A 2,560-nucleotide genomic window follows, 5' to 3' on the forward strand; every position below is an offset into this window, starting at 1 on the left:
CTGCTTCTTGGCGCGGGCTTCGAAATATCGCCCCGCCAGTATGAAGACGGTGACCGCAGCAGCGACTTCCAGATAGATGTGGTCCGCTCCGCCCTCCTGCTGTGGGAACAGGCTGAACTCCATCTTCATGCCGGCCATTCCGGCATGACCGAAGAACAACGCCCACAGTGACCACAGGTAGGCCGCCGACACCCCCACCGAGATCAGAGTGTCCATTGTTGCCGCGCCGTGTCGGGCATTCGTCAGTGCAGCGCGGTGGAAGGGGAGTGCGCCCCAGACGACGACGGGAGATGCGAGCGTCAAGGCCAGCCACTGCCAGTTCGTGAACTGCAATGGCGGGATCATCGACAATGCGACCACAGGCACAGTCAATGCGAGCGAGACGAGCAGTCGGGTCCGCAGTTGCGAAGCCTCGTCCTGGATTCGGGCGTCCACCCCGTCGGTAGTGCCGACCTCCCCGGACGAGCCCTTGGGGGCAGGCAAGGTGGCGGTGTATCCCGTTGCCTCGACGGTGGAGATCAAGTCTTCAGGTGCTACCGCACCCGTGAAATCGACCTTCGCCTTTTCGGTCGCGTAGTTCACTGTCGCGGTGACGCCGTCGATCTTGTTGAGCTTCTTTTCGATTCGCGCGGCGCAGGAGGCGCAGGTCATGCCGCCGATGACCAGTTCGACACTGTGTGCGGACTCGGCAGCGACGGTCGTGTTGTCCAGGGTGCTCATCAGATGTACCTCTCCTGACCTGCCTACGCTGGCGGTGTGGGCGCCCGGTCAGATGTTCGCGAGATGATAGTTGCCGGCTTCGTCGAGCGCGGCAGTTACTTGTTCCTCGGTCAGTGGCGCTGAAGCTGTGACGGTCACGGTGGAGACTCCTCCGGCGACGAGATCGATCTCGACCTCGCTCACTCCGGGGAGGGCGCGCAGCTCGTCCGTGACGGCGCCGACGCAATGCCCGCAGGTGAGGCCGGTGACCGCGAACGTGTTGTTGGTTGCAGACATGATGTCCTCCGTAGGGGTGGGCGCGGATGTCGTGGGTGATTTCTTCGTCGAGTTGCATCCACAGCCGCGTTGCGTCTTATCGAGTAGATTCGGCTGCGAGTTAGTCTGACCGCTCATGATTCCCTTCCCGTCTGGTACCCCAGGGGGGTACCTGTTTCTACTATACTCGCGTTAGGAGAAGGTGAGTCAAGGCTGCGCCTCGACTACTTCCGTCGGACATTTGGTCGGATTCTCCCTCGTGTATTCGCCCGCGCAGAGAACGTCGAATTTCGAGCGCCCGTGGAGTGTCGCCAGGTGTACACCGGAGCCATGGGCAGTTGCGCCGTTCGCGGGATTTCGATCCCAGTCCAGCGGCAGGGCAGAGGCCGGGGATTCCGGGACGCTGACCCGATGCCGGGGCGGCCACAATCTCACCTCGCCGAACGGGGTAGGAAGAGGCATCGAATGAGATGCCGGCCCAATCAGGTCGCGCCTCCCGTGCTGGTGTGATCGTGTGTTCGGACGTCTCCACGTGTCAGACGATGTAGCCCAAGCGGGTCATCATACCCGACTCCTGGTGATATCCGTTGTGGCAGTGGAGCATCCAGTCGCCCGGGTTGTCGGCGATGAGATCGACAGCGACAGATTCCATCGGACGAACGATGACTGTGTCCTTACGAGGGCCGACACCGCCGTCACCTTTGACCACTTGGAACGTATGCCCGTGCAGATGCATGGGATGCCACATCATCGTCATGTTGGTGAACGTGAGCCGGGCTCGGTCCCCTTCTTTGACGGTCAGAGGTTCGGTTTGGTCGTAGTTCCGACCGTTGATCGTCCATTGGTAGCTCATCATGTCCCCCCCGAGGTCTGCCACGAGATCGACACCGGTGCCATCGCTTCGCGGCAGAACGACACTTTCGGCTGCAGTGAACGACTCGACCGTGCCCACTCGACCTGCCAATTCCCGAGGGAGGAACGACGCGTCGGGCGCAGCGCCCGAGCCTGTACGCAGCAGCGTCCGAGCCTGAGCGTTCTTACCCTCGGCCGCGGCGACGAGCGGGAATACACCGTCCTTGACCGTGACGATCACGTCGTAGCGCTCACCCATGCCGAGGAGAAGCGCATCGACTTCTGTCGGTACGACCGGAAAACCGTCCGTATGGGTCACGGACATCACGTGATCGGCAAGGGCGACTCGAAAAGCGGTATCCGCACCCGCGTTGATGATGCGAATACGCACACGCTGACCGGGAGCGGCCGAGAAAGTTGTCGGTGCAGAAGCTATCCGCCCGTTGATCAGATAGTACGGATAGCTGACGTCACCCGCGTCCCCACCGAGCAGAGCGCTTGATTCTACCGAGTTAGGGCCACCCGAGGTGGCGGGCAGCGTGGTTTCGGCCGACCCGTGGTTCATTCCACCCATGCCAGGCATGTTGCCCATCCCGGATCCGCCCATCGAACCCATGCCGTTTCCGGACTGAAGGTCGGGAGCGTCGGGGGCCGACAGCCGGACACCGGCGGGGGTCGCCCCCTCCCCTACGAAGTCCGCGTCACCGCAGGTCGAGTCGCAGGCGCCCCTGAT

3 protein-coding genes are annotated in these 2,560 nt (G+C 62.5%); all 3 read right to left on the reverse strand.

Annotated features, from left to right (window positions below; genetic code table 11):
* Nucleotides 1-720: cation transporter (locus tag ABT116_RS42435; protein WP_351645907.1), on the reverse strand; the 720-nt coding region annotated here is incomplete at its 3' end.
* Nucleotides 721-768: 48 nt separating this feature from the next.
* Complete coding sequence (locus ABT116_RS42440) at nucleotides 769-1,113, reverse strand: heavy-metal-associated domain-containing protein (protein WP_350835125.1); 345 nt, start codon at nucleotides 1,111-1,113, stop codon at nucleotides 769-771.
* Between the two features lie 397 nt (nucleotides 1,114-1,510).
* Nucleotides 1,511-2,560: multicopper oxidase family protein (locus ABT116_RS42445; RefSeq protein WP_351645914.1), on the reverse strand; the 1,050-nt coding region annotated here is incomplete at its 5' end.

Origin of the sequence: Streptomyces sp. NPDC002130, assembly GCF_040296465.1 — a bacterium.
Lineage (GTDB): Bacteria > Actinomycetota > Actinomycetes > Streptomycetales > Streptomycetaceae > Streptomyces.

Coding starts and splice junctions, on each gene's coding strand:
- ABT116_RS42440 (WP_350835125.1), bottom strand. CDS start 1,113: ATGAGCGGTCAGACTAACTCGCAGCCGAATCTACTCGATAAGACGCAA.